The sequence below is a fragment of the Roseovarius sp. genome, from assembly GCF_048262375.1.
Taxonomy (GTDB): domain Bacteria; phylum Pseudomonadota; class Alphaproteobacteria; order Rhodobacterales; family Rhodobacteraceae; genus Roseovarius.
Map to the genome: position 1 here is coordinate 76,127 of NZ_JBLXFE010000005.1, position 22,038 is coordinate 98,164.

Sequence of the window (22,038 nt, forward strand, 5' to 3'; positions counted from 1 at the left end):
GGCAGCGCTGATGCGATGGGCGGGTTATAATCAGTTCGATGCGCAGGTCAACCGCCATAAATTCAAATTACTCATTCAAAAACAATGATTTAAAAAATAGGTAATATATTACCCCAACTTTCCATGCGAATTTCTGTCCCTCACCGTTCCTGAAATACTCTCGGGGGGTCCGGGGGGCAGACAGCCCCCCGGCTGCGGCCTCATTTCGGCGGGATGGAATAGGTCAGGCTTGCGCGCGCCACCGGGGCGCTCAAGCCTTCGGAAAAGATCAGAACTTCGCCCACGGCCAGAACCCGGCCCAGTTTCAGGAGGCGGCACTCGGCGATAAGATCGACGCCCGCCGCCGGTTTCCGCATGAAATCAATGCTGCAATTGGTGGTCACGGCCAGTCCCTGCGGCCCGATCATCGCCAGAATCGCCAGATAGACCGAGACATCGGCCAGCGCAAAAATCGACGGCCCCGACACCGTGCCACCGGGGCGCAAATGCCGCTCAGCCACCAAGAGCCGCGTCCGGATACGCATATCCCCCACCTCTTCGATGGCGAAGTCGCCCGTGATCTGCGGGAATTCCCGGTCGAGGAAATCCATCAATTCTGCAGCAGTCATCTTGACGCTCATGCTTTGCTCCTTGGCCTGTTCCGGGTTAGAATGGCCCCAACGCACAAGGGGTTACAAGATGGCAATTCTCGACCGCATCGACGAGGGCGCAATCGCGCGGCTCACGCTCAATTCGCCCGGCAATCTCAACGCGCTGTCGGATGCGATGCTGGCGGCGCTTCAGGCCGAATTCGACCGGCTGGCGCAGGATCGCAGCATCCGCGTGGTCACGATCATGGGCGCAGGCAAGGCGTTTTGCGCCGGGCATGATCTCAAGGAAATGACCGCCGGACGGCAGGCCGAGGATGGCGGGCGCGCCTATTTCGCCGATCTTTTCGCCCGTTGCACGGCGGTGATGACCGCAATTCGCACCCTGCCCCAGCCCGTCATTGCCGCCCCGCACGGCATCGCCACGGCGGCGGGGTGCCAGTTGGTGGCCAGTTGCGATATGGCGGTGGCGGCGCATGGCACGCGGTTTGGCGTGAATGGCGTCAATATCGGCCTCTTCTGTTCCACTCCGATGGTGGCGCTCAGCCGCAATATCCCGCGCAAACAGGCGTTCGAGATGCTGACCACCGGCCAGTTCATCGACACCACCCGCGCCGCAGAGCTTGGCCTCATCAACCGCGCCGTGCCGCCCGAGGATCTCGTGGCAGAAACCACCGCGCTCGCGGAAACTGTCGCGGCCAAACTCGGCTCTGCCGTGCGGGTCGGCAAACGGGCGTTCTATGAGCAATTGGAAATGGGGCTGGATGCCGCCTATGCCCATACCGGCGCGGTGATGGTCGAAAACATGCTGCACCGCGACACCGCCGAAGGCATCGCCGCCTTTATCGACAAACGTGCACCGGATTGGAAGCAGTGACGCCCCTTTCCAAACCACACGCAATGACCTAGATCGCAGCCCATGGATAAAACATTGCATATCATCGGCGGCGGCATGGCCGGATCAGAGGCGGCGTGGCAAGCCGCCAATATGGGCGTCAACGTGGTCATTCACGAGATGCGCCCCAAGGTCAAAACCTTTGCGCATCGCACCGGCGATCTGGCCGAGATGGTATGTTCCAACTCGTTCCGCTCGGATGATGACGAACAAAATGCCGTGGGTCTGTTGCATTGGGAAATGCGCGCCGCGGGGGGGGTGATCATGGCCATGGCCCATGAAAACCGCCTGCCGGCGGGAGGGGCCCTAGCTGTGGACCGGGATCGCTTTGCCCAATCGGTCACGGCGCGGCTCTTGGATCACCCCAAGATCACCGTGCACCATGATGAAATAACACAGATTCCCGAGGACGGTCACTGGATCATCGCCACAGGTCCGCTGACCTCGGAAGGTTTGGGCAAGGCGATTGCCGCCGAGACCGGCGCAGAGGCGCTCGCGTTTTTCGACGCCATCGCGCCGATTGTCTATCACGAGAGCATCGACATGTCGCGCGCCTGGATGCAGTCGCGCTATGACAAGGGCGAGACCGAGGCAGAGCGTACCGCCTATCTCAACTGTCCGATGGACCGCGACCAATACGAGGCCTTCATCGACGCGCTGCTTGCGGCGGACAAGACCGAATTTCACGAGGGCGAAACGGCGGGGTATTTCGATGGCTGCCTGCCCATCGAGGTGATGGCGGAACGCGGTCGCGAAACCCTGCGCCATGGCCCGATGAAGCCGGTGGGCCTGACCAATCCGCATGCGCCCGATGTCAAACCGCATGCTGTGGTGCAACTGCGCCGCGACAATGCACTGGGCACGCTCCACAACATCGTCGGCTTTCAAACCAAGATGAAGTACGGCGCGCAAACTGCTGTTTTTAAAATGATTCCGGGTTTGGAAAATGCACAGTTTGCCCGCCTTGGCGGCATCCATCGCAACACGTTCCTCAATTCCCCCACGCTGCTTGATGCGCAGATGCGCCTGCGCTCGCGCCCGCACATTCGCTTTGCCGGGCAGATTACGGGTGTTGAGGGCTATGTCGAATCCGCCGCGATGGGCCTTTTGGCGGGGCGACTGGCCGCAGCGGAAATTCTGGGTCAGAGCCTGCCGCCTGTGCCGCAGGACAGCGCCATGGGCGCCCTCATTCATCACATCACCGGCGGGGCCGAGGCCAAAACCTTTCAGCCGATGAATGTGAATTTTGGCCTGTTTCGCCCGATTGACGGCTTCAAGGGTGGGCGGCGCGGGCGCGTTGACCGCTACAAGGGCTACACCGACCGTGCCAAGACGGCCTGGGGCGAATGGCTCAGCGCCCAAAACATGAGCATTGCCTCGTAACCCATTGAACAGATGCTCATAACGCGATTTGCCCCCTCGCCGACCGGCCCGCTGCATCTCGGGCATGCCTATTCCGCGATGCTGGCCCATGACCGGGCACGGGCCGAGGGTGGCCGCTTTCTGTTGCGCATTGACGATCTCGATCAGACGCGCTGTCGTCCGGAATGGGAGGCGCAGATTTTCGACGATCTCGCATGGCTCGGTCTCGACTGGCCGCGTCCCGTGCTGCGGCAGTCGACCCGCCTGCCACGCTATCGCGCCGCGCTGAAAACACTCTGGGACAGGGGTCTGCTCTACCCTTGCACCTGCACCCGCGCCGATATCCGCGCCGCCGCCTCTGCCCCGCAAGAGGGCGCGCCGCTCTTTGGTCCCGATGGGGTGATTTATCCCGGCACCTGTCGGCCCATGATCCCGCCGCAGGGCGCATTGCCGCAGAATTGCGCCTTGCGTCTCGACATGGCCCGCGCTTGCGAAACGCTCGACACGCCTTTGTTTTACTTGGAAAAAGGCCATACCGTCACACCGCAGGACCTACCGCACACTGTCGGCGACGTGGTGCTGGCGCGGCGCGAGATGGGCGCGTCTTATCACCTCTCTGTGGTGCTGGACGATGCCGATCAGGGCATCACCCATGTCATCCGGGGCGAGGATTTGCGTGAAGCGACCCAGATTCATGTGCTGTTGCAGCGCCTCTTGGGCCTGCCGACCCCCGCCTATCACCATCACGCCCTGATCCGCGATGACGCGGGCAAACGACTGGCGAAACGTGACGACGCGCGCGCCATCGCCACCTATCGCGCAGACGGGGTCAACCCACGGGACATCCGCGCGATGGTGGGGCTCTGAGCGTTCAGCGTTCCGAAAATACTCAATCCGCGCGGGCCATTGGCGCCATGATCTCGGCTTCTTCCCCGCCCCGCACCGCCGTATAAAAGCACGAGCGACGGTTGGTGTGGCAGGCCGGGCCGCTCTGGTGCACCAACACCAGCAGGCAATCGCGGTCGCAATCGACGCGCATCTCGACCAGTTCCTGCACATGGCCCGAGGTTTCGCCCTTGATCCAGAACGCTTGCCGCGAGCGGCTCCAATAGGTCACGCGCCCGGTCTCTAGCGTGCGCGCCACGGCGTCCGCGTTCATCCAAGCCATCATCAGCACCTCGCCGGTCCCGGCATCCTGGGCAATGGCGGGGATCAGCCCGTTGGCATCATACTTTAGTGTCGCCGGATCGAAGAACATGGCGGATTTCCTTTTGCATCTGCGCGTCACGCGCCTATTTATGGGGCAACACACGAAAGGAAAAGCCATGAGCGGCGAAACCGACCTGATCAAGCTCTATTCCGCGCGCATCTTGGAACTGGCCTCTGATATTCCGCATCACGGACGGCTTGCCGATCCGCAAGCCAGCGTCAAGCGCCGTGCGCCGCTTTGCGGCTCGACCGTGACCGTCGATATTCGCTGCGACGCGGGGCGGATCGTGGACTATGCCGCCGAGGTCAAGGCCTGTGCGCTTGGTCAAGCCGCTGCGAGTGTTGTCGGCGGCGTGATCATCGGCTGTGATCTGGCGCAGGTGACGGCGGCGCGCGACGCGCTGCGCGAGATGCTGAAATCCGACGGTCCGACCCCGCCTGCCCCCTTTGACGGGCTGGAGGTGCTGCGCCCGGCGCGGGATTACAAGAATCGCCACGCCTCGATCCTTTTGACGCTTGAAGCCGCCGTCGAAGCCATGGAGACGGTGCGCGCGCAGGCCTCCTGCGCCTGAGGCGCGATCCTGTCGCGGCACGGCGCACCCGGCCCTCTCGGAATAAAAAAACCGCCGCACGCTTGGACAAGCGGCGGCGGCAGAGGTGCGCAGGTCACAGGCCCCTGACATATTTCGGGAGGAATGAGGCAAACCCCGAAAACCGGTTGGGACAGGTGGATGTGGCGCATCCCCGACGTTGGGACAGAGGGAATGCAGCCAAGGTCAGGGACGGACCCACAGGCAGAAACTCAGGCAGAAACTCAGGCAGAAACTCAGGCAAACACAAACAAGCGGTCAGATGAGGCCGGGCAGATAGAGCGCACCGACCAGCGTCACCATCAGCGCAAGCGCGCCAATCGCATCGCCAACAATCGTATCCTGCGCACGGGTCGCAGTTGTCTTGATCTGGTGCAACATCCGGGGGCTCCTTCTGAAAACCTCTGTGTTGCTACTTTGTTCTCATATTGCGTTAACGAAGTAAAGAACTTTATGAGAACAAATGTGAACAAAAAACCTAACCAACTGAGATTAAACAAATTGCTTGGTCTTGCTCCATCAACCACAACAGCACCCGTGCCGCACGACCGCGATCAGACACAAGGTCCGGGTCATCCTGCAAGAGTTTGCGCGCGTCTGATTGCGCGATCGCCATCAGGGCGGATTGCGATTCGAGGTCCGCGACGCGGAACTTGGGCAGGCCCGATTGCGCCGTCCCGATCAGATCGCCCGCACCGCGCATTTCGAGATCAACCTCGGAAATCCGAAATCCGTCCTCGGTGTCGCGCATCGTCGTCAACCGCCGCTCGCCCCCCTCGCTGAGCGGGGCCTGATACAACAGCAAGCAGGTCGAGGCCGCCTGCCCCCGCCCGACGCGCCCGCGCAGCTGGTGCAACTGCGCCAGACCAAAGCTTTCGGCGCGCTCGATCACCATGATCGACGCATTGGGCACATCGACGCCCACCTCGATCACGGTGGTCGAGACAAGCACGCTGGTCTCGCCACGTTGAAAGGTGGCCATGGCGGCGTCCTTGTCTTCGGGCGGCATCTGACCATGCACCAGCCCGACGATCCCCTCGCCCAAGGCCGCGCGCAGCCGCTTGAACCGTTCCTCGGCGCTGCTGAGGTCCACCACCTCGCTTTCCTCGACCAGAGGGCAGACCCAATAGGCCTGTCGCCCCTCGGCCAAGGCGCGGCGCAGGTGATCCACCACCTCGTCGATCCGTCCCATACTGACCAATGCAGTCTTGATCGGCTGGCGGCCGGGCGGTTTTTCGTCCAGCACGCTAACATCCATATCGCCATATTGCGCCAGTGCGAGGCTGCGTGGAATCGGCGTGGCGGTCATCACCAGCACATCGGCCTGCGCCCCCTTTTGACCCAGTTCCAACCTCTGGCGGACGCCAAAGCGATGTTGCTCATCGATAATCGCGAGGCGCAGATCGGCGAATTCCACATCCTTTTGAAACACCGCATGGGTGCCGACAAGGATCTGAATATCGCCACGTTTGAGCGCGGCAAGCTTGGCGCGGCGCTCTGCCCCCTTATCGCGGCCTGTAAGGATTTCGAGCACGACATTCGCGCTCTCGGCCAGGGGCCTCAGCCCTTGCAAATGCTGGCGCGCGAGAATTTCCGTGGGGGCCATCATCACCCCCTGCCCGCCCGCCTCGACCGCGATCAAGAGCGCCTTGAACGCCACCAGCGTCTTGCCCGCGCCGACGTCGCCCTGAAGCAGCCGGTTCATTCGCAGCGGAGCGGCCATATCGGCGGCAATCTCGGCAATGGCGCGGGTTTGCGCGCCGGTCAGCGCATAGGGCAGCGCCTCCAGCACCCGTGCCTGCAAGCGCCCCGTGCCCACGGTCGCTCGCCCCTTGGCGCGGCGCAGTTTCGAGCGGGCAAGCGCCAGCGTCATCTGATGCGCCATAAGCTCGTCATAGGCGAGGCGTTCGCGCGCCGGATATGTGGGCGCAAGATCGCGGGCCTCTTCCGGGCTATGGGCGCGGCGAATGGCCTCTGCCCAATCGGGCCAACCGGCCTGCGCCTTTTGCACCGGGTCGATCCATTCGGCCAGATCCGGCAGGCGCATCAGCGCCGAATGCATCCCCTTGGCCATCACCCGCTGGGTGACCCCGGCGGTCAGGGGATAGACCGGCTCGAAATCGGGGATGTCACCCGCCTCTTCGGGGGGGAGCATGTGATCGGGGTGCACCATCTGGGCAATCCCGTCGAACAGTTCGGCCTTGCCCGAGACGACGCGCCGCGCGCCGGTGGGCAGCATGCGGCGCAGGTATTCATCGCGGGCGTGAAAGAAAATCAGATGAAAGCTGGTGGCGGCATCCTCGACCACCACGCGGTACGGCCCCCCTTTACGCGCAGGCGGGCGGTGCTGGCCCACCGTCACCTCAACCGTGACGATACCGGGCAGATCGGCCCCCTGCACCGTCGCGCGGCGGCGGCGATCCACCGCCCCATGCGGCAAGGTCAGGATCAGGTCACGCGGGCGTGTGATATCGAGCGCGACAAGGTTTTGCGCGGTCTTGGGGCCGATCCCCTCTAGGGTTTCCAGCCCGGCAAAGAGCGGAAAGAGGATTTCGGGCCGGGTGCTCATGCGCCCTCGATGAGGGCAAGCCAACCATCCTCGTCTACCGTTTCAATGCCCAGCTCTTGCGCCTTTTTCGCCTTGGACCCCGCACCGGGGCCCGCGATGAGCAGGTCTGTCTTGGCGCTGACCGAGCCTGCAACCTTGGCGCCTAGCGCCTCGGCGCGCGCCTTGGCCTCGGCGCGGGTCATCTTTTCCAGCGTGCCGGTGAACACCACGGTCTTGCCCGCCACCGGACTGCCCGAGGTGTCAGGGCGCGCGGCCTCTTCCACCGTCAGATGCTGGGTGAGCCGGTCAATGCTGTCACGTTCATGCGGCTCTGCAAAGGCCCCGACAAGGGCGCGCGCCATCACCGTGCCGACCCCGTCAATGCCAAGCAGGCGCTCCCATTCCGGCCCTTCGAATTCCTTCGCCGCGTCCATCGCCGCAATGAATTCATCCCAGGTGCCATAGTTGCGCGCAATGAGCGTGCTGGCCTGCTCGCCCACATGCCGGATGCCAAGCGCAAAGAGCAATCGGCCAAACGGGATTTTTCTTTTTTCTTCAATTGCTTCAAAGAGGTTCTTCGCGCTCTTTTCACCCCAGCCTTCGCGGTTAGCCAGCTTGGTAAAGTTCTTCCTGTCGCGTTCTTTGAGGGTAAATATGGCTGCGGGTTCCTTAACTGGCAGTTGATCGTCTTTATAGAACATCTCCACCTGCTTGGCCCCCAACCCCTCAATGTCAAACGCCGCGCGGGAGACGAAATGCTTGAGCTTTTCCACCGCCTGCGCCGGACAGATGAGGCCGCCGACACAACGGCGCACGGCGTCGCCCTCTTCGCGCACGGCGTCAGAGCCGCATTCGGGGCATGTGGTGGGAAAGACGAAGGCTGTGGCCTCCTCGGGCCGCTTGCCCAAATCCACATCCGCGATCTTGGGGATCACATCGCCCGCACGGTAGACCTGCACCCAGTCGCCGACGCGAATATCCTTGGCATTGCCGTTTTCATCGGGGCGAATGACCCCACCCTTGCTGTCGCGCCCGGCGATGTAATCCTCATTGTGCAGGGTCGCGTTGCTGACCACGACACCGCCGACCGTCACAGGGCTCAGTCGCGCCACCGGGCTCAGCGCGCCGGTGCGGCCCACCTGAATGTCGATCGCCTCGAGCCGGGTCCAGGCCAGTTCCGCAGGAAACTTATGCGCAATCGCCCATCGGGGCGTGGTCGAGCGAAAGCCAAGCCGCACTTGCAGGGCCAGATCATCAACCTTGTAGACCACGCCGTCGATATCATAACCCAGCGTCGCACGCGCCTGCTCGATCATCGCATATTGCGCAAGCAGGGCGTCAACGCCATCACAGAGCACGGTCAGGGGATTGGTCTGAAACCCAAGCGCCGCAAGCCGTTTGATGGCGCCCATCTGCGTGTCGGCCAACGGCGCGCTGAGATCCCCCCAGCTATAGGCAAAGAAGCGCAGCGGGCGCGCGGCGGTGATGGTCGCATCAAGCTGCCGGAGCGATCCGGCCGCAGCGTTGCGCGGATTGGCAAAGGGTTTGTCGGATTTGGCGGCCTGCCGGGCGTTGAGCGCTTTGAAATCAGCGTGGCTCATATAAACCTCGCCGCGCACTTCGAGGACATCCGGCGCGCCGGTGAGCGTGCCGGGAATATCGGCGATGGTGCGAGCGTTGGCGGTGACATTCTCGCCGGTTTCACCATCGCCGCGCGTCGCCGCCTGCACCAGTTTGCCCTGCTCATAGCGCAGGCTGAGGCTGAGCCCGTCGATCTTGGGCTCGGCGGTATAGGTCAGCAGGGCCACGTCGGCCCATCCCAGATAGCGGCGGATGCGGGTGTCAAACTCGGCCACATCGTCGGCCTCGAACGCATTGCCAAGGCTGAGCATGCGCACCTTGTGCGTGACCTTGGCAAACCCCTCGGATGGGGCCGCCCCCACCTGTTCCGACGGGCTATCGCTGCGCTTGAGCGCCGGAAATCTTGCCTCGATCAGCGCATTGCGCGCCTTGAGCGCATCATAGGCGGCGTCTGATATTTCAGGGGCGTCTTCGCCGTGATAGGCGCGATTGGCCTCAGCCAGGAGCGCCGCAAGGCGCGCCAGCTCTGCCCGCGCCTCTGCCTCGCTCAGGTCATCAACGGCAATCGTATCGGTCATCGGCCCCTCTCTGATCCCGCATGAGAGAGCGCCTTATGCCCACCTCATGCCTGACCAGAGTGATAGTGCCCGACCCGCCCAGCGTCCAGAGCCCGCGCGGCCCTCAGGCCCCAATCGCCAGAGAGCGCCCGCCCATCTCGCCCTGTTCAGGATCGCGCAGCACATAACCGCGCCCCCAGACTGTCTCGATGTAATTGGCACCCTCCGTCGCCTCTGACAGCTTCTTGCGCAGCTTGCAGATGAACACGTCGATGATTTTGAGTTCAGGTTCATCCATGCCGCCGTAAAGATGGTTGAGAAACATCTCCTTGGTCAGGGTCGTGCCCTTGCGCAGCGACAACAGCTCGAGCATCTGATATTCCTTGCCGGTCAGATGCACCGCCTTGCCCGCCGTATCCACAGTCTTGGCGTCGAGGTTGACATTGATCTTGCCAGTGCGGATCACCGATTGCGAATGTCCCTTGGAACGGCGGATGATCGCGTGAATGCGCGCCACCAGTTCGTCGCGGTGAAACGGCTTGGTCAGATAATCATCGGCACCAAACCCGAAACCCTTGATCTTGCTGGCGGTATCATCGGCGCCGGACAGAATGAGAATGGGCGTGGCTACCCGCGCAAGGCGAAGCTGGCGCAGCACCTCGTGGCCGTTCATATCCGGCAGGCACAGATCCAGCAGGATCAGATCATAATCATAGAGTTTGGCCAGATCGATGCCTTCTTCCCCCAGATCGGTGGTATAGACATTGAAATTGGCATGGATCAGCATCAATTCGATGCTCTTCGAGGTTGTTGGATCGTCCTCAACCAAAAGTACACGCATTTGAAACTCCAAGGGTCATTGCTTCGATACCCGCCACACTCAACAAAATTGGTTAACCACCCGTTACCATTGTTTTTGATAGGGCATCGCTCAACTTCTGGTTACCTGTAGACCCTGAGTGAGGTGACCTTGAGCGCACCCTCGCCGTGCAGGGCGACCGCCGCGATCCAGCTGTCAAACTCTTCCTCACTGAGGTCGTAAGTCTCGAGCGCATCGCGGCGCGAGATCAGCCCATAAGCCACCCCGCGCACCACGGCGAGTTTGCGCGAGGCAACCCAACGCCGCGTTTGTGGGGATGGCAAATCCGCCCGACTGAGAACCGAACCATCCGGCAGGTTAACGGCCCTTGGCCCTTCGACTTTCTTCAGATACATCACGCTCACCCTTTGTCTTGACGGGCCAAGAATGCCTGTCTCAGGCTTAATGGGGCGTGAAACCGGGTCTTGAGAGTGCTTAGGATTTTCCTATATTCTGAAAGACCCGAGCGGAGACCACCATGGCGCTGGATACGAACAAACCCCTGAATTCGCTTGGATTCCCCAAGTCACCCGCAGAGACCCGCGTGGTTGTTGCCATGTCGGGCGGCGTTGACAGCTCTGTTGTGGCCGCACATCTGGCCACCGAAGGCTATGATGTGGTGGGCGTCACCCTGCAACTTTATGATCATGGGGCCGCGCTGGCCAAGAAAGGCGCCTGCTGTGCGGGCGTGGATATTCACGACGCCCGCCGCGTGGCCGAGGACCTGGGTTTCCCGCATTATGTGCTGGATTACGAGAACATCTTTCGTGATGCAGTGATCGACGAATTTGCCGACAGCTATCTGGCCGGGGCGACGCCGGTGCCCTGCATCCGCTGCAACGAACGGGTTAAGTTCAAGGATCTCTTGGAAACCGCCCGTGATCTTGAGGCCGATTGCATGGCAACCGGGCATTATATTCAGCGCAAGATCGGTGCGCAGGGGCCGGAATTGCATTGCGCGACTGATTCGGCGCGCGATCAGTCGTATTTCCTGTTCTCCACCACGCCCGAGCAACTGGACTATCTGCGCTTTCCTTTGGGGCATCTGCCGTCCAAGGCGGCAACCCGGGAGCTTGCGGCCAAATACGGGCTTCAGGTTGCGGATAAACCCGACAGTCAGGACATCTGTTTCGTGCCCAACGGCAATTATGCCAGCGTGATCGAGAAATTGCGCCCCGGCGCGGCAGAACCGGGCGAAATCGTGCATGCCGACGGGCGCGTCCTTGGTCAGCACGAGGGGGTCATTCATTACACCATCGGTCAGCGCCGGGGCCTTGGCATCGGCGGGCTGGAAGAGCCGCTTTATGTCGTCCGCCTTGATGTCGATGCGCGCCGGGTGATCGTGGGGCCGAAGGAACTGCTTTCGACCCGCACTGTGCCGCTGCGCGAAATCAACTGGCTGGGCGATGTGCCCATGACCTCGCAAGCGGAATGGCGGATTTCGGTCAAGGTCCGTTCGACCCGCCCGCCGCGCGAAGCGGTGTTGCGGCCCATTTCCGCCACCGAGGCCGAGGTGGAGTTGCTGACACCGGAAGAAGGTGTGTCCCCGGGTCAGGCCTGCGTGTTCTATGAGACGGACAGCAGCCGCGTGCTGGGCGGCGGCTGGATCTGGCGGGGGCGGACGGTCTGATCTGCGGACAGGGCGGCGCCCTGCCGTCTTATGTGTTGAAGAGGAAATGCAACACGTCGCCGTCCTTGACGACATACCCCTTGCCCTCGGACCGCATCTTGCCTGCGTCCTTGGCCTTTTGCTCGCCGCCAAGGGTGACAAAATCGTCATAGGCGATGGTTTCCGCGCGGATGAAGCCGCGCTCGAAATCGCCGTGAATGACGCCTGCAGCCTTGGGCGCGGGGGTGCCCGCCGGAATGGTCCAGGCGCGCGCCTCTTTCGGGCCGACGGTGAAGTAGGTTTCCAGATGCAAGAGGCCATAGCCTGCGCGGATCAGCCGGTCGAGACCCGCCTCGTCGAGCCCCATTTCGGTAAGAAACATCTCGGCTTCTTCCGGCTCCAGCTTGGAGATTTCTTCCTCGATCTGGGCAGAGATCACCACCGAGGCCGCGCCCTGTTCTTCCGCCATTTTCGCCACGGCGTCGGAATGGGCATTGCCAGTGGCGGCATGGGCCTCATCGACGTTGCAGACATAAAGGATCGGCTTGGCGGTCAGCAATTGCAGCATTTTCCAGGCCTTGGCGTCTTCGGCATCGACCTGCACCGTGCGGGCGGGACGCCCCGCCTCGAGCGCGGCCTGCGCGAGGCCCAGCAGGCGCTCTGCCTGTGCTGCATCCTTGTCGCCGCCCTTGAGCTTGCGTTGCAGACCGGCGCGGCGCTTTTCCACCGACTCAAGATCGGCCAGCATCAGCTCGGTTTCAATCGTGTCGGCATCGGCCACCGGATCAACGCGGCCCTCGACATGGGTCACATCGCCATCCTCAAAGCAGCGCAGCACATGGGCAATCGCATCCGTTTCGCGGATATTGGCGAGAAACTGATTGCCCAAGCCCTCGCCCTTGGAGGCGCCTTTGACGAGGCCTGCGATATCGACAAAGGTCATGCGCGTCGGGATGGTCTGCTTCGACCCCGCAATCTCGGCCAGTTTGTCCAGCCGGGCGTCAGGCACGGCCACCTCGCCCACATTGGGCTCGATGGTACAAAATGGAAAATTCGCGGCCTGTGCGGCCGCTGTGCGGGTGAGCGCGTTAAAGAGCGTGGATTTGCCCACATTGGGCAGGCCCACGATTCCCATTTTAAAGCCCATCTCAGACCCTCCATGCCTTGAATTGCGCGCATCTACGGGTTTGCAAGGCCCAAGGTCAAGCCGGGCATTGATTTCCCGCGCGCTTTGCGCCAAACCCGCACGGACCCATTCGAAGGACACACCCCAAATGACACGCATCGACGCCAAGTTTGCAGAGTTGAAAGCCGCCGGGAAAAAGGCGTTTGTTTCCTACATCATGGCGGGAGATCCGGATTATGATCATTCACTGGCGGTCATGAAGGGCTTGCCGGAGGCGGGCGTCGACGTGATCGAGCTGGGCGTGCCCTTTACCGATCCGATGGCGGACGGACCAACGATCCAACTGGCGGGTCAACGGGCGCTGGCAGCGGGCATGACGCTGGAAAAGACGCTGGCCATGGCGCGGGAGTTTCGCAAGGGCGATGACACCACGCCCATCGTGCTGATGGGCTATTACAATCCGATCTACAATCGGGGCGTGGACAAGTTTCTGGTCGATGCCAAGGCCGCCGGGATTGACGGGCTGATCGTGGTGGACCTGCCCCCCGAAGAGGATGAAGAGCTGTGCATTCCGGCAAGCAAGGCGGGCATGAATTTCATCCGCCTCGCCACCCCCACCACCGATGACAAGCGCCTGCCCAAGGTTTTGGAGAACACATCCGGATTTGTCTATTACGTCTCGATCACGGGCATTACAGGCGCTGCGGCGGCAGAGGCGGCGGATGTCGCCCCCGAGGTGGCGCGGATCAAGGCGCAGACCGATCTGCCGGTGATCGTGGGCTTTGGCATTCGCACCCCCGAAACCGCCGAGATGATCGCAAGCGTGGCCGATGGCTGTGTTGTGGGCTCTGCGATTGTGGGCGAGATCGCCAAAGGGCAATCGGTGGCGGATGTCCTGAGCTTTGTGCAGGGGCTGGCGATGGGCGCTCACCGCGCCTGAGCGCGGAGAAGAGCGCGCCTCTGGCGGGCGTATGTGCCGCCAGAAAAACCGGGCGCGCGACGACTTGCGACGACACATGGTTAAGAAAAGGTAAACATACCGGAGACTTAGCCGAATACCACGAGGTGCGCGTGCTTGACTCGGCGCACGCTCTCACCTATAGGTTGTGACACGCTGGACGAGATGGGCAACGGCCCCGGGGGAAACCCCGGAGGCCGTTTTTTCGTGTCGGCCGGAGGGAGGGTTTTCCGAAACACACCAATCATGAGGCAAGAGCACGCATGGTTTTGATTACCCCCGATGAGGGGCCCACGGGCCTGACAACCTCGATCAACGCGCTGGAACAGCAGTTGGCGGACATGCGCGAGGAACTGGCAGAGATCTATCTGCGGATCCGGGCCGGGGAACTGGATGAGTTGAAGAATGCAACCAAGGCCACCGCCGAAATCCGGCAATGGCTCAAGATCGCGATAGAAGCGGAGGCGCAACTTGAAAAACGCAGAAGAGAAGACCGTGGCATTGTCCACGGATACGCGCTCGATTTCGACGATGCCCGACATCAGGTCGGGTGCCGACTGGATCGTCTCAAAAGGGCAAGCTGCCAGGGACGACTTCCTCGATGCCCTCAGTGACGGCGCATTGATGGCCCTGCCCTATCTCTTTGAGTTCTGGGCGCTGGAGCATCAACTGCCGCCCGAGGGTGACTGGCGGACATGGGTGATCATGGGCGGACGCGGTGCGGGCAAGACCCGCGCCGGCTCTGAATGGGTGCGCGCGCAGGTCGAAGGCGCGCGCCCCCGCGATGCGGGCCGCTGCCAGCGGATCGCGCTGGTGGGCGAGACCATAGATCAGGTGCGCGAGGTGATGGTGTTTGGCGAGAGCGGCATTCTGGCCTGCTCGCCCCCGGATCGCCGCCCCGAATGGCAGGCCACGCGCAAACGGCTGATCTGGCCCAACGGTGCGGTGGCACAGGCGTTTTCGGCGCATGATCCCGAGGGGCTGCGCGGACCACAGTGCGACGGGGCTTGGGTGGATGAGCTGGCCAAGTGGAAGCGGGCGCGCGAAACCTGGGACATGCTGCAATTCGGTCTGCGGCTGGGCGAGGCGCCGCGCGTTTGTGTGACCACGACACCGCGTAATGTGGGAGTGCTCAAGGATATCGTGGCGGTGCCCTCAACTGTGGTCACAAGCGCGCCCACCGAGGCCAATCGCGCCTATCTGGCCGAGAGCTTTCTTGATGAGGTACGGGCGCGCTATGCAGGCACGCGGCTGGGGCGGCAGGAACTGGAAGGCCTGTTGATCGACGAGGCCGAGGATGCGCTCTGGACACCGGCCATGCTCGACGGGTGCCGGGTGGATACCCTGCCCGAGTTCGACCGGGTGGTGGTGGCGGTCGACCCGCCAGTGACGGGCCATGCCGGGTCGGATGAATGCGGGATCATCGTGGCAGGGGCGATCACGCGCGGGCCGGTGCAGGATTGGCGGGTCTGGGTGCTGGCCGATGCCAGTGTCAGCGCCGCCAGCCCTGCCCGCTGGGCCCGCGCAGCGATCCGCGCGCGCGAACTCTGGGGGGCCGAACGGGTGGTGGCCGAGGTCAATCAGGGCGGCGATCTGGTGGAACAGGTGATCCGGCAGGTCGATCCATTGGTGCCGCTGCGCAAGGTGCACGCGAGCCGGGGCAAGCTGGCGCGGGCCGAGCCGGTGGCGGCCCTCTATGAGCAAGGCCGGGTGCATCATGCGCGGGGTCTGAGCGCGCTGGAGGATCAGATGTGCGCCATGACCGCGCGCGGGTTTGAGGGCCGCGGCAGCCCCGACCGCGTCGATGCGCTGGTCTGGGCGATCACCGATCTGATCGTGGAACCGGCCTCGAAATGGGTGCGCCCAAGGGTGCGGGGGGTATGAGACGAGGGCTGGTGTGGCGGTTTGCGCGTGGCGTGGGGGCGTCCGGGTCAATACGACCATCTGCCATCAGAACCGCGCACTCTTCTTTGTTGAGGGCATCCTTGCTGAGGTGAAGGCGACAACACGGGGACAGCCGCGACGCGCTCTGTTGGCAAACCCAGTATAACGACGGCACCCTCGCAATCAGCGAGGGTGCCAGACGGCCTTGCGTTTCGGTTCGGAACGTCGGTTTGAAATCCAGACGCTTCAAACCGACAGCTCAGATCATCTCGTATTCGTCCTCCAGCATGTCATCATTCGGGAACGCATCCGCTTCGAAATTGGTTTCGAGGCTAAGGGCCGCCAACAGGTCAGCCCCATCGGGTTCCTCCGCCTCTTCAGGCGCAGCGCTGTCGATCGTTTCCTCATAGGCGGCGATCAAAGCGTCTGCATCCTGAAATCCCTCTTCAGGCGCATCGACTCTGAACAACTCATTGGGAATTTCCAGAATGTCGCCGTTTTCATCGACTTCAAAGGACACATCATAGACAACGACCGATTCCAGCTGCGAGATGGCAAACTCCGGATCGTCTCCATATTGCTCTTGGTAGTAATTGACATAGTTCGCAAAGGTGCCCTCTTGCCCTTCGGGCAAGTCGTCCTCTCGCACAAACACCCCGTTCTCGATGCCGCCGTTCTCTCCGATTGCGACGCCAAAACCGACCTTGTCATAGGCCGGATCGTCCTCCGGCTCTTCGGGCTCTTCCGGCTGGTCGGACACCGCCTTGATCGAGCCACTCTCCGTCGTTGTAGACGTTGCCCGGATGCCGAACACATCGATCTCATCAAGGCTGTTGATATTCAACTCTATCGTCAGAGTTTCGCCATTGGATACGTAGGTTTCCTTTTCCTCACCCTCGGGCCCAAGCCCGGGACTGCTGAGTTGAACGGCCGTATCCCACTGCATGTGCTGACCATGAAGCTGGGCCCCATTCATATTGAGCGGCCCTTTCAGCCCCGCGCTGTCACCGGAAAAGTCATCATCTCCGAAGTAGATGGCGTTCACATCCATGGCCCCTTCATTGACGGTAATATCCGCCAGAAACGTGCCGGGATTGTCCGGGTCCTCATACAGCGTGACGGTGTAGGCGAGGCCATCCTCTTGGTATGTAAACATCTTGGTCATTGTGAAATACTCCGATCTAAGCTGACTTCACCGCACAATTTTACGGATTATGAATAAGTCTTGCCCCAATGGGGCGGCGCGCACATTTTTGCCATAAATTAAGCGCTATTTTGCCTCATCGGGAAAGATCTGAATTATCCGTTGGCCGAAACAAAGTGTTTCCATCAGGCCAACGCCGATGGTCAATCATCCAAAAGCGGGGGGACGGCGCGGGGCGCTCCGGCAGCGCTGGATCACTCCGGTGGAACATCGGTGGGGGACGCATCCCGAGGCTCGGGCTGTTTTTTCGACCCGCCGCGACGGTCCCGCCGCTTGGCCGTAGGGTGGGTATTTATGGCGCGTCAATGCGTAGGGTGCGCAGTTATGGAGCACCGATGAGACGGGGAAAATGTCGTGAATCGTGTTGGTTGGGGCAGGTTATGAGCGGCGCGTTTGTTTTTTTTGGTGGCATGGTGCGCGATGAATGCGCACCCTACGGGTGGCTGCGACTGACGGTTTGAGAGATTGGTGATTAGGTTAAGAATGTTCTCTACGCTCGTTTTGCAACATCATCCCAAACTTGGATCTTTGCCCGGTGAGGGATTCTAACAGCCTCTGCGAATGTGAACCCACTTGCATAGAGTTTGCAATTGCATACTGGTTCACCTTCCTGATGTGTTCAGCGCTTTCAATGACCTTCAATGGCACTTTCCCTAATCTGTCACGCAAAAGCACAAGAGCGACCTTTGGTGCGATCGGCATCCAAATTTCCATGTTTGGATTCGACAATCCATTTGAACCGCCATTACCAACGCGATACGCAATCATACTTGAGAGAATGAATGAATGCTTACTCTCACTTATGGCCCATCTGACTGAAAATTCTTCGAGCTCCGGCCAGATCCTATCAGACGAGCTTATCACAGCTTTCACGCGAACACTTCTCCCAATAGCCTTGAGCTTTTCGGGGTCATCTAGGATTTTGAGAATATCACATCTGTATTGGCTGTCTTTGTTGCCGTTTTCCACGCTAAGTAACGTAGCTTCTGCAATCTCTAAGCCTATCTTGTGATCGCTATAGCTCTTGGTAAAATCTGGTGTCCTTTTAACCAACTCAAAAACAATACGTCTAAGACTATCAAGTGCGTTGCCAGAAAACACTGGCACCTCTCCCCTATCGAAGGCCGACAAGACGTCGGGAAGCATCGAACCAAGGTAATTATCTATCTTTCCGTAGAATTCCTTCTCAACTACATCAGAAAGGCCGCGACCATCCAAGATCGAGTAGTAGTTCGGAACTACAAACGCTTTTTCAGTTGGTGTTAATTCAGGAGCCGTAAAGCGATCAGTTTTCTTCCTTGAGAACCAAATCTCATTTCCACGACAACAGAAGGCTTTCTGTAAAACCTTTGGAACGAAATGATGTGCTTTGCTACGCTTGACCATTATTCCGCTAACCCCATCTAGGCCGCGCCATGGGCGCGACCGTTTTTCACTCAAAACGCGCCACTGGAGCGTTTTGTCCCCGCTATGCGGGGGCGTTCAAAACTCCCTCAAACTCCCGCCATTCCCCCTTGCTCATCCCAGAGGTCTCCTGCGTGACCGTCTCACCTTTCAGCATCCGGCGCACGCAATCGAGCGCGGTGGCGGACAAATTCGCCCCACCCATGCGGTAATCCTCGAACGCCTTATAGGCATAGGGCACCCAATCGGCGACGAGGCGGCAAATCTCCTCGGCGTAGACGCGGATTTCGTATTGGGCGTGGGCGTCGGCGCGCAGGCGCAGGAAATGCAGCAGGTTGTGCAGATCGACCTTCCAATACCATTGCGTATAGATATTGGCGGGCAGGTTCATGCGCGCCAATTCCCGCGCGAGCCCCTGTTGGCCATCCTGTGAAATCATATCCTCGTAATGGTCATAGCAGCGCATCGCGTCCTCGGTCAGCAGGCGCAACACGCGCTGCGCCTCTTCGCCCTCAAGGGCCGCACCGCGCCCCTGATTGTTGGTGGTCGATTGCGCGTTGAGCGCGTCGGGGGCCGGAATGTAGAATTCACGGTCAAGGATCGAATACCGGGCGGAATATTCGTTGACGTTGGCGGTGCGGTGCCGGATCCACTGACGCGCGACAAAGACCGGCAGTTTGACATGCAGCTTGATCTCGCACATCTCGAACGGGGTCGAATGCCAGTGGCGCATGAGGTAGCGAATAAGCCCCTCATCATTCTGCACATGCTTGGTGCCCGCGCCATAGCTCACCCGCGCGGCCTGCACGATGGCCGCATCGTCGCCCATATAGTCGATGACGCGGACAAAACCGTGATCGAGCACCGGATGGGCGGTGTAGAGGTGCTGTTCCATCCCCTGCGCCGTGGCGCGCAGGGTGGTTTGGGTCTGGCCGCGCTGGGCGTCGATTTCGGCCTGTTGGTCGGCAGAGAGGGGCATGGCAGGGCCTTTCATCACTAGAACGAGTCGGAGATCACTATATCTTGGGGATATACCATCTGGAAAGCCAATATCGAGTATGTGCTGGTAGGACACAGGGGGGCAGTTTTTACAACCCGCGCCAGCATCCTTGATTGACTTTTAAATGCAATGGCCCGAGTCTGTCTGAAAAACAAAGAATAAAACACATATTGAGGGCAGTCTCATCATGAAACATATCGTGGCAGGCCTAATGGCCGCAGCCCTGTTGAGCGCATGCGGGGGCGGATCATCCAACCCGTTTGAACCTGCAGAGGACGGAACGCCGGTCGATGGCGGCGAGACCCCGACCGATACGGTGACGCCCACCACGCCGGTGGCCGTGCCCGCCGCTTTGGCGGGAAATGTTCAGAGCATTTCATTCGATGCGCAGACCGGCACGGTGTCGGTCGTGGGGCTGAACCTCGACGAGGTGCCGATCACGGCGATTTACCGGCGGCGTCCGGGATTGGACCGCGATGGCTATCTGGCCTTTACCGCGCAGGATGATCCGCTGGACCGGCATTTCACGGCCTATGTGGGGCAATCCAATAACAGCGGCGCGGTGCGCGCCGGCGCCGTCGGAAGCCCCGGCCCACGCAACCGCTTTTTCGTCGGCGGGTTCTTTGAGCGGGACGGCGAATACACGCCGCCATCGGTCACCGAAACAACCGGTCTGGTCAGTTACGCTGGCAAATATGTGGGCGTGACCAACGGCTCAGACGCCGTCGGAGCCGACCTGTTGGCCGTGCCCGCCGGGACGCCCAACGAGCTCTTGGTTCCGCAGTCCAACTCGGTGACCGGCGATGTTTTTGTAAATGCCGATTTCGCGGACAACAGCGTCGAGGGCAACATCTTTAACCGGCGTCTGATCCAGAGCGCTGCCGATCCCGAAAGTGTCACCTTCCCTCCCATCGAGCTGCCGTCGCTGGTTCTCGTGTCCACCGGGATCACGGCCAACGGCACGTTCAATGGTTCGGTTGAATACGATCTGGCAGATCCCAGATCCAACAGCCCCACGCCAACGTCGACCGGATCCTATGGCGGTGTCTTTGGAGGGCCGAATGCCGAAGGAGTTGCCGGGGTTGTGAACCTGACCGGCTTTGACGGGGTCAGCAATCCGCTGGGGTTCGAGAATGAGCTTGAAACGGGTATTTTCGTTCTGGACCAGTGCGGTGCAGCGGTGAGTTCGCCGATTTGCGCGACGGTCAATCCGGACAGTGGCACGCCGTGATATGCGGCTTGCCTGCGCCTTTCTCGCGCTGACGTCGTGCAGTCTTGCGGCGCTGGCCGAACCTGTTCGCCTGTCTCTGACCCAAACGGATGCGCTGGCCGGTCAGGCGTTGGCAGCGGGGCAGCCCCGCCTTGCCTATGATCTGAGCAAGGGCTTGCTTGCGGCAGACAAACGCAACCCGCGGGCGCATTATTATCAGGCGCTGGCACTGGCACAGGCGCATGCCTATGGCGCAGCTCAAAAGAAGGCAGCACTGGCCTATTGGCATGCTGAAAACGACGATCAGCGCTATCAGGCGGCCAATCTGGCGGCGCAGGTCAGCTTTGCCGATGCGCGGCTTACCGGCTCGCAATTCTGGTTGCGGCGGGCCGTCGATCATGCCCCGGATGCGGTGGCACGGTCCGAGACCGTATCGGCATTTCAGACCGTGCGCGCGCGCAATCCGCTCCGGTTTGATTTCAAGTTCTCGGTGACGCCATCGGACAATGTGAACAACGGCGCCAACAGCCCGCTCAACATCATCGACGGGGTGCCGGTGCTGGGTGCACTCAGCCCGTCCGCACAGGCGCTCTCGGGGTTGATCACCACGGCGCAGGCTGCGGTATCCTACCGGGTTGCCCAGAGCGCGGGGCGTGAAACCCGGTTGCGCGGCCGGATCAATGCGCGCCGGGTCGATATATCGGACCCGGTGGTGGGGCTGAGCGGAGAAGATCTGTCTTCGACCGTGGCCGAACTGGGGGTGAGCCAGTATCTGCGCGGCAGTTCCGAGGCGGTGACGTGGAAACTCGATCTCGACGTCGGGCGGGTCTGGTATGGCGGCGATCCGCTCTATGATTTTGCGCGGCTGGGCGCGGCACGGCATCAGCGGCTGAGCGAACGGGTGCTTCTCAGCTTTGGCGGCTCTCTGGAAGATCAACAGGACCAAGCATCGCGCAACGCCGACAGCACGGTGGCCGCGGGCTTTGCCGGACTTGGCGTCATGCTGGCGGGCGGCGGGCAGATCGGGTTTCGGGTGCAGTACCGCAACACCGACAGCGACGGCGTAAACCGCGCGTCCGAGCAGTGGACCGGCATTGCCAGCTATCAGATGGGCCGCGATATCGGTCCGGCGAGCCTTGAGTTCTCACTGGGCGTCAGCCAGCTGGATTACAACAGCTATCAGGTCGGAATCATCGCGGTGCCGGGTGGGCGGGACGATCAATCGGTGTTTGGCGGTGTGACGGCCACCTTCAAGGACTGGGGCTACATGGGATTCGTGCCAACGGTGACCGTGACCAGCGAGCGCAGCAGTTCCAACATCAGCCGCTTCGACGTCGAGGAAACCTCGATCACGCTGGGAATCCGGTCGGAGTTCTAGGCCGGGGCGTTCCGCGCTCGGCCCACATATTGCTCTCGACACGGGCGCATGGGCCACTATCCTCTGGGGAAATGCAA

General features: G+C 61.2%; 21 protein-coding genes. 10 read left to right on the plus strand and 11 right to left on the minus strand.

The genetic code is table 11. The features are described 5' to 3' along the window. Positions 1 to 200: 200 nt before the first annotated feature. A complete protein-coding gene (locus ACN0SW_RS07360) occupies positions 201 to 620 on the minus strand; it encodes a PaaI family thioesterase (RefSeq protein ID WP_417727268.1) in 420 nt (139 codons plus the stop codon). 58 nt (positions 621 to 678) lie between these two features. Between ACN0SW_RS07360 and ACN0SW_RS07365 the strand changes: the two genes are divergently transcribed. Genes ACN0SW_RS07365 through gluQRS form a run of 3 tightly spaced genes read left to right on the plus strand, consistent with a single transcriptional unit; the run spans position 679 to position 3,711 of the window. Next, a complete protein-coding gene (locus tag ACN0SW_RS07365; protein WP_417727269.1) occupies positions 679 to 1,464 on the plus strand; it encodes an enoyl-CoA hydratase in 786 nt (261 codons plus the stop codon). A 42-nt stretch (positions 1,465 to 1,506) separates the two neighbouring features. After that, complete coding sequence (gene trmFO / locus ACN0SW_RS07370) at positions 1,507 to 2,865, plus strand: methylenetetrahydrofolate--tRNA-(uracil(54)-C(5))-methyltransferase (FADH(2)-oxidizing) TrmFO (protein ID WP_417727270.1); 1,359 nt, start codon at positions 1,507 to 1,509, stop codon at positions 2,863 to 2,865. A gap of 12 nt (positions 2,866 to 2,877) precedes the next feature. Beyond that, complete coding sequence (gene gluQRS / locus ACN0SW_RS07375) at positions 2,878 to 3,711, plus strand: tRNA glutamyl-Q(34) synthetase GluQRS (protein WP_417727271.1); 834 nt, start codon at positions 2,878 to 2,880, stop codon at positions 3,709 to 3,711. Positions 3,712 to 3,733: 22 nt separating this feature from the next. On the opposite strand, the gene hisI is transcribed toward gluQRS, so the two are convergent. After that, positions 3,734 to 4,102 (minus strand): phosphoribosyl-AMP cyclohydrolase, encoded by a 369-nt coding sequence (gene hisI / locus ACN0SW_RS07380; protein ID WP_417727272.1) that lies wholly within the window; start codon positions 4,100 to 4,102, stop codon positions 3,734 to 3,736. A gap of 67 nt (positions 4,103 to 4,169) precedes the next feature. On the opposite strand from hisI, the gene ACN0SW_RS07385 reads away from it, so the two are divergent. Then, on the plus strand, positions 4,170 to 4,625 hold the full coding sequence (locus ACN0SW_RS07385; RefSeq protein WP_417727273.1) for an iron-sulfur cluster assembly scaffold protein: 456 nt from the start codon (positions 4,170 to 4,172) through the stop codon (positions 4,623 to 4,625). 276 nt (positions 4,626 to 4,901) lie between these two features. On the opposite strand, the gene ACN0SW_RS07390 is transcribed toward ACN0SW_RS07385, so the two are convergent. The 5 genes from ACN0SW_RS07390 to ACN0SW_RS07410 form a co-directional block, all read right to left on the minus strand. After that, positions 4,902 to 5,024 (minus strand): hypothetical protein, encoded by a 123-nt coding sequence (locus ACN0SW_RS07390; RefSeq protein ID WP_417727274.1) that lies wholly within the window; start codon positions 5,022 to 5,024, stop codon positions 4,902 to 4,904. A gap of 97 nt (positions 5,025 to 5,121) precedes the next feature. Further along, positions 5,122 to 7,212 (minus strand): ATP-dependent DNA helicase RecG, encoded by a 2,091-nt coding sequence (recG, locus tag ACN0SW_RS07395; protein ID WP_417727275.1) that lies wholly within the window; start codon positions 7,210 to 7,212, stop codon positions 5,122 to 5,124. Continuing rightward, a complete protein-coding gene (ligA, locus tag ACN0SW_RS07400; RefSeq protein ID WP_417727276.1) occupies positions 7,209 to 9,350 on the minus strand; it encodes an NAD-dependent DNA ligase LigA in 2,142 nt (713 codons plus the stop codon). The genes recG and ligA overlap by 4 nt, the downstream gene beginning before the upstream one ends. Positions 9,351 to 9,453: 103 nt before the next feature. Then, on the minus strand, positions 9,454 to 10,170 hold the full coding sequence (ctrA, locus tag ACN0SW_RS07405) for a response regulator transcription factor CtrA (protein ID WP_417727277.1): 717 nt from the start codon (positions 10,168 to 10,170) through the stop codon (positions 9,454 to 9,456). A gap of 101 nt (positions 10,171 to 10,271) precedes the next feature. Further along, a complete protein-coding gene (locus ACN0SW_RS07410; protein ID WP_417727278.1) occupies positions 10,272 to 10,544 on the minus strand; it encodes a DUF1153 domain-containing protein in 273 nt (90 codons plus the stop codon). Between the two features lie 122 nt (positions 10,545 to 10,666). Between ACN0SW_RS07410 and mnmA the strand changes: the two genes are divergently transcribed. Further along, on the plus strand, positions 10,667 to 11,818 hold the full coding sequence (gene mnmA / locus ACN0SW_RS07415) for a tRNA 2-thiouridine(34) synthase MnmA (RefSeq protein ID WP_417727279.1): 1,152 nt from the start codon (positions 10,667 to 10,669) through the stop codon (positions 11,816 to 11,818). A gap of 28 nt (positions 11,819 to 11,846) precedes the next feature. Here mnmA and ychF read toward each other — a convergent pair whose 3' ends face one another. Beyond that, entirely contained in the window at positions 11,847 to 12,944 is a 1,098-nt protein-coding gene (ychF, locus tag ACN0SW_RS07420; protein WP_417727280.1) for a redox-regulated ATPase YchF, read from the minus strand. A 127-nt stretch (positions 12,945 to 13,071) separates the two neighbouring features. Between ychF and trpA the strand changes: the two genes are divergently transcribed. The 3 genes from trpA to ACN0SW_RS07435 all read left to right on the plus strand — a co-directional run bounded on the left by trpA (position 13,072) and on the right by ACN0SW_RS07435 (position 15,765). Then, complete coding sequence (trpA, locus tag ACN0SW_RS07425; protein ID WP_417727281.1) at positions 13,072 to 13,863, plus strand: tryptophan synthase subunit alpha; 792 nt, start codon at positions 13,072 to 13,074, stop codon at positions 13,861 to 13,863. Between the two features lie 281 nt (positions 13,864 to 14,144). Next, positions 14,145 to 14,495, plus strand: coding sequence for a hypothetical protein (locus ACN0SW_RS07430; protein WP_417727282.1), 351 nt, complete (start codon positions 14,145 to 14,147; stop codon positions 14,493 to 14,495). Between the two features lie 10 nt (positions 14,496 to 14,505). Continuing rightward, the gene (locus ACN0SW_RS07435; RefSeq protein WP_417727435.1) at positions 14,506 to 15,765 is read left to right on the plus strand and encodes a DNA-packaging protein; all 1,260 of its coding nucleotides are present in this window, start codon (positions 14,506 to 14,508) and stop codon (positions 15,763 to 15,765) included. A gap of 259 nt (positions 15,766 to 16,024) precedes the next feature. On the opposite strand, the gene ACN0SW_RS07440 is transcribed toward ACN0SW_RS07435, so the two are convergent. The 3 genes from ACN0SW_RS07440 to thyX form a co-directional block, all read right to left on the minus strand. After that, positions 16,025 to 16,930, minus strand: coding sequence for a hypothetical protein (locus tag ACN0SW_RS07440; protein ID WP_417727283.1), 906 nt, complete (start codon positions 16,928 to 16,930; stop codon positions 16,025 to 16,027). A gap of 516 nt (positions 16,931 to 17,446) precedes the next feature. After that, positions 17,447 to 18,355, minus strand: a complete 909-nt coding sequence (locus tag ACN0SW_RS07445; RefSeq protein WP_417727284.1) for a DUF4238 domain-containing protein — start codon at positions 18,353 to 18,355, stop codon at positions 17,447 to 17,449. An 82-nt stretch (positions 18,356 to 18,437) separates the two neighbouring features. Next, the gene (thyX, locus tag ACN0SW_RS07450) at positions 18,438 to 19,352 is read right to left on the minus strand and encodes an FAD-dependent thymidylate synthase (protein WP_417727285.1); all 915 of its coding nucleotides are present in this window, start codon (positions 19,350 to 19,352) and stop codon (positions 18,438 to 18,440) included. A gap of 208 nt (positions 19,353 to 19,560) precedes the next feature. Between thyX and ACN0SW_RS07455 the strand changes: the two genes are divergently transcribed. Both ACN0SW_RS07455 and ACN0SW_RS07460 read left to right on the plus strand, forming a co-directional pair. Then, positions 19,561 to 20,604: a thymidylate synthase gene (locus ACN0SW_RS07455; protein WP_417727286.1), complete on the plus strand. Its 1,044-nt coding sequence runs from the start codon at positions 19,561 to 19,563 to the stop codon at positions 20,602 to 20,604. Further along, positions 20,591 to 21,961: a hypothetical protein gene (locus ACN0SW_RS07460; RefSeq protein WP_417727287.1), complete on the plus strand. Its 1,371-nt coding sequence runs from the start codon at positions 20,591 to 20,593 to the stop codon at positions 21,959 to 21,961. The genes ACN0SW_RS07455 and ACN0SW_RS07460 overlap by 14 nt, the downstream gene beginning before the upstream one ends. The last annotated feature ends 77 nt before the right edge of the window (positions 21,962 to 22,038 follow it).